At 43.1% G+C, this 4,440-nt stretch carries 5 protein-coding genes; 3 read left to right on the forward strand and 2 right to left on the reverse strand.

Annotated elements, in window-relative coordinates:
* Both BACCELL_RS19500 and BACCELL_RS19505 read left to right on the forward strand, forming a co-directional pair.
* The coding region (locus BACCELL_RS19500; protein ID WP_007213745.1) for a C-GCAxxG-C-C family protein at positions 1 to 343 on the forward strand (343 nt) is incomplete at its 5' end.
* Between the two features lie 211 nt (positions 344 to 554).
* Positions 555 to 755 (forward strand): winged helix-turn-helix domain-containing protein, encoded by a 201-nt coding sequence (locus tag BACCELL_RS19505; protein WP_007213746.1) that lies wholly within the window; start codon positions 555 to 557, stop codon positions 753 to 755.
* A 96-nt stretch (positions 756 to 851) separates the two neighbouring features.
* On the opposite strand, the gene pdxH is transcribed toward BACCELL_RS19505, so the two are convergent.
* Both pdxH and BACCELL_RS19515 read right to left on the reverse strand, forming a co-directional pair.
* A complete protein-coding gene (gene pdxH / locus BACCELL_RS19510; protein ID WP_007213747.1) occupies positions 852 to 1,496 on the reverse strand; it encodes a pyridoxamine 5'-phosphate oxidase in 645 nt (214 codons plus the stop codon).
* A gap of 47 nt (positions 1,497 to 1,543) precedes the next feature.
* Positions 1,544 to 2,479 carry a fimbrillin family protein gene (locus BACCELL_RS19515; RefSeq protein WP_022210366.1) on the reverse strand — a complete coding sequence of 312 codons (936 nt, stop codon included), beginning with the start codon at positions 2,477 to 2,479 and terminating at the stop codon, positions 1,544 to 1,546.
* A gap of 251 nt (positions 2,480 to 2,730) precedes the next feature.
* Between BACCELL_RS19515 and lepA the strand changes: the two genes are divergently transcribed.
* Positions 2,731 to 4,440: translation elongation factor 4 (lepA, locus tag BACCELL_RS19520; RefSeq protein WP_007213749.1), on the forward strand; the 1,710-nt coding region annotated here is incomplete at its 3' end.

The raw sequence follows: 4,440 nt of genomic DNA on the forward strand, positions 1-4,440 counted from the left end.
TATGGCAGCTTCCTTCGGTGGAGGTATCGGTCGTATGCGTCAGACTTGTGGCGCTGCATGCGGTATGTTTCTGCTTGCCGGACTGGAAACCGGAGCAACTGATCCCAAAGATCGTGAAGGAAAAGGGGCCAATTATGCAGTAGTACAGGAATTGGCTGCCGAGTTTAAGAAACGGAACGGCTCTACAATTTGTGCTGAATTATTGGGGTTGAAGAAGCCGGAAGGAGTGTCTACTCCCGAAGAACGCACCGACCAATATTATGCTAAACGTCCGTGTGTCAGGATGGTGGAAGAAGCTGCCCGCATTTGGGTGGAATATCTTGAAAACAGACCGTCTATTTAATGTAAACAAACCATCAGTTTCGCTTGAATGAATCATTCTTTTTGGTCTGACCTGCTGAAAAAATGCTCTTTTTATGACATATAACATAAAAAAGCAGAGAATAATGTGTTATATAACATAAATATAACTATCTTTGCCGCTGAAATAAAATCTGAACCTCGCTAATGAGAGAATTTAGATTAAAGCATGTATAACTAAAAACAAAAGGAAAATGTTAAAAGAAAAAGCTGGTGAAACTGCAGGAAAAATTTGGAGTGCTCTGAATGAGACTGAAGGTTTAACTGCTAAACAAATCAAGAAAGCAACTAAGTTGGTAGACAAAGATTTGTTCTTGGGCCTTGGCTGGTTGCTGAGAGAAGACAAGATCTCTACTCAGGAAGTAGAAGGCGAACTGTTTGTTAAGTTGGTTTAAGAGAGAGATTGACATTTATCTTATAAAAAGAAGCGTTGATACATTTATATGTTATCAACGCTTCTTTTTATGTTCCAGTCCATTGACAAGGGATGTTTAGGGAGCCAGTCTTTCCTGTTTCCAGCTACCATCTTCTTGAAGTATATACTGAATGCGGTCGTGCAGGCGGCTTTCCCGCCCCTGCCAGAATTCGAAGCGGGTAGGAGTTACGGCAAAACCACCCCAGTTGTCGGGACGTCTGATTTCATGTCCCGCCAGTTTGAAGACCTCTTTTACGAAAGCCCGCATAATCTCCATACGACTACTTATCACCCGGCTTTGCGGAGAAATCCTTGCACCTATCTTGCTTTTATAGGGTCTGCTGGAAAAATAAGTATCCGACACTTGGTCGAGGCATTTTTCGGCTTTACCTTCAATGTGTACCTGTCTTTCCAATTTGTGCCATACAAAAGAGAGGGAAATATATGGGGTATCAGCCAATTGTTTTCCTTTTCGGCTTTCATAATTAGTAAAGAATATAAATTTGTTGTTTTCCACTCCTTTCAGCAAGACGGTGCGTGTAGAAGGATGTCCCTCGGCCGAGACAGTTGCTACTATCATGGCGGTGGGCTCGTCCGCATTGTGGACAATAGCATCATTCAACCATTCTTCGAATTGCTCAAAAGGATTGTCATTGATGGTGCATTGTGTCAATTTGCCTCTGGTATACTCTTTTCTGATCTCAGATATTTTAGTTTCCATATTTTCTACTTTGTTGTTGTATTTGGAGGATGCAAGAGTGATCCTTATTATTTCTGTGTCGGATAAAGTGGGTTACCGGATTCATCTACTTCGGTCCAGTCTTTGATACTGACATTGGGGAACGATACGGAATTTCCGTCTATAATGGCACTGAAGACGTACGAAAACCCTCCTGCCAGTTTGCCCGGAATGGGAATGCCTACGGTATAGGTACGTGGAGTCGTTTCTCCGTCTGCCAATATCTGTAGCGTCAAAGACATAGGATTGGTAGCTTTTGTCGGTAGAACGATGGCCTGCGTGAGAAAACCATTTTTCCCCATAGTGAGCGGAGCAGTATCATAGGTGTAGGTGGATTCAATAATTCCAGTCTGTATATCGAGAGTGGCACCCGGAGTGGGAGGAAGTATACTTGCTGAAATCAGACTGTCCAGTTTTATACCGTCGCCGGCTGATAAGTCTACTACAACTTGGGTGGCTACATGCTGGAATACAATGGGCATGTGGATTTGTGAAGTTGTGACGTCTTGATCCAGATTTTCCCACCATAGATAGTCAATGCCATTCTTTAACGGAGCGGATATTCCATCTATCAGGTCTGGAGGATAAACGGAGGAGTTTTCAGAAAACGCATACATATTATATGATCCGTTACTCAAATACATTTTGTAGCCTTTCAATCCGGTCAATACACCTGCGGAAGCGGTTGAATACAGACCTTCGGCAAAAGGGTCATCGAAATTCCTGTCTGTAGTTTCAAAGGCATAAATCTGACTTACCAGACCTTTAGGCATGGGCGACATAGATCTGGTTACTTTACGACTTTCGAGTGAAGCGGAAAAGGTGATGAGTGCGTCTTCTTTCTCCGAAGGCTGACTGTTGTCGGATTCATTGTTTTCGGGCGATGAGCCATAAATGATTATCTCATTCTTGGAGCATCCGGCCAATAATAGGAGGGAACACGCAAAAATAATAAATTTTTTCATTTCAGTTATGCAGTTTAGGTTATTATGCATACATAACAGTGGGATGATAGAATAGTTTTAGGATATATAGACATTTACGACCTCGGATATTGAATAAATCACTTTCAAAACCTCATATTTTTCATTATCTTTGCGCCCGCAAAAGGAGGCGAGCCCGTTGCGAGATATTACCATTTTGTTTTGCGACTGTACTACGAGTTATTCAGCCTCATTTTGTAATATACTTATTTATAGATAGATAATTGTAGAAAATGAAGAATATACGTAACTTTTGCATTATTGCCCACATTGATCATGGTAAGTCTACTTTAGCTGACCGTCTGCTTGAATTTACCAACACCATACAGGTGACCGGAGGACAGATGTTGGATGATATGGATCTGGAAAAAGAGAGAGGTATCACCATTAAGAGCCATGCTATTCAGATGGAGTATACGTACAAAGGCGAAAAGTATGTTCTGAATCTGATTGATACTCCGGGACACGTAGACTTTTCGTATGAGGTTTCCCGTTCTATTGCTGCTTGTGAAGGTGCATTACTGATTGTAGATGCTTCGCAAGGTGTACAGGCGCAAACGATTTCCAATCTTTATATGGCAATTGAGCATGATCTGGAAATTATTCCGGTCATCAATAAATGTGATATGGCGAGTGCCATGCCCGAAGAGGTGGAGGATGAAATCGTAGAGTTGCTTGGCTGCAAACGTAGTGAAATCATCCGTGCTTCCGGTAAGACTGGTATGGGCGTAGAAGAGATTCTGACTGCGGTTATTGAGCGTATTCCCCATCCTGAAGGGGACGAGGAAGCACCGTTGCAGGCTTTGATCTTCGACTCCGTATTCAATTCTTTCCGTGGTATCATCGCTTACTTCAAGATTGTGAACGGGGTGATCCGTAAGGGAGATAAGGTGAAATTCTTCAATACCGGTAAAGAATATGATGCCGATGAAGTCGGTGTACTTAAGATGGAGATGGTGGCGCGTCAGGAACTGCGTACAGGTGATGTGGGATACATTATTTCCGGTATCAAAACTTCTAAAGAGGTAAAAGTAGGAGATACGATTACTCACATTGCCCGCCCGTGTAAAGAAGCCATCGCAGGTTTCGAGGAAGTGAAGCCGATGGTTTTTGCCGGGGTATACCCCATTGAGGCGGAAGACTTTGAAGACTTGCGTTCCTCTTTGGAAAAGCTGCAATTGAACGATGCATCACTGACCTTCCAGCCTGAATCCTCGTTGGCGCTGGGCTTTGGATTCCGTTGCGGATTCCTGGGACTGTTGCACATGGAGATTGTGCAGGAACGCCTTGATCGTGAATTCGACATGAACGTGATAACTACTGTGCCGAACGTTTCTTATAATATTTACGACAAACAAGGTCATATGACAGAGGTGCATAACCCCGGAAGTATGCCCGATCCTACTTTGATAGACCGCATTGAAGAGCCTTATATTCGTGCTTCCGTTATCACAACTACCGATTATATCGGTCCCATCATGACTTTGTGTTTGGGCAAACGCGGTGAACTGGTGAAACAGGAATATATTTCGGGTAATCGTGTGGAAATCTATTATGATATGCCTTTGGGAGAAATTGTTATCGACTTTTATGATAAACTGAAAAGTATCTCGAAAGGATATGCCTCTTTTGATTATCACGCCAGTGGTTTCCGTCCATCCAAGTTAATAAAACTGGATATTTTGCTGAACGGCGAACCGGTGGACGCTCTTTCAACACTGACACATTTCGACAATGCGTATGATTTGGGACACCGTATGTGCGAGAAGCTGAAAGACCTGATTCCAAGACAACAGTTTGATATTGCTATCCAAGCGGCTATCGGAGCTAAAATCATTTCTCGTGAGACGATTAAGGCGGTGCGCAAAGACGTTACGGCAAAGTGCTACGGTGGTGACGTCAGTCGTAAGAGAAAGTTGCTGGAGAAGCAGAAAAGAGGAAAG

Source organism: Bacteroides cellulosilyticus DSM 14838, assembly GCF_000158035.1.
GTDB classification, from domain to species: domain Bacteria; phylum Bacteroidota; class Bacteroidia; order Bacteroidales; family Bacteroidaceae; genus Bacteroides; species Bacteroides cellulosilyticus.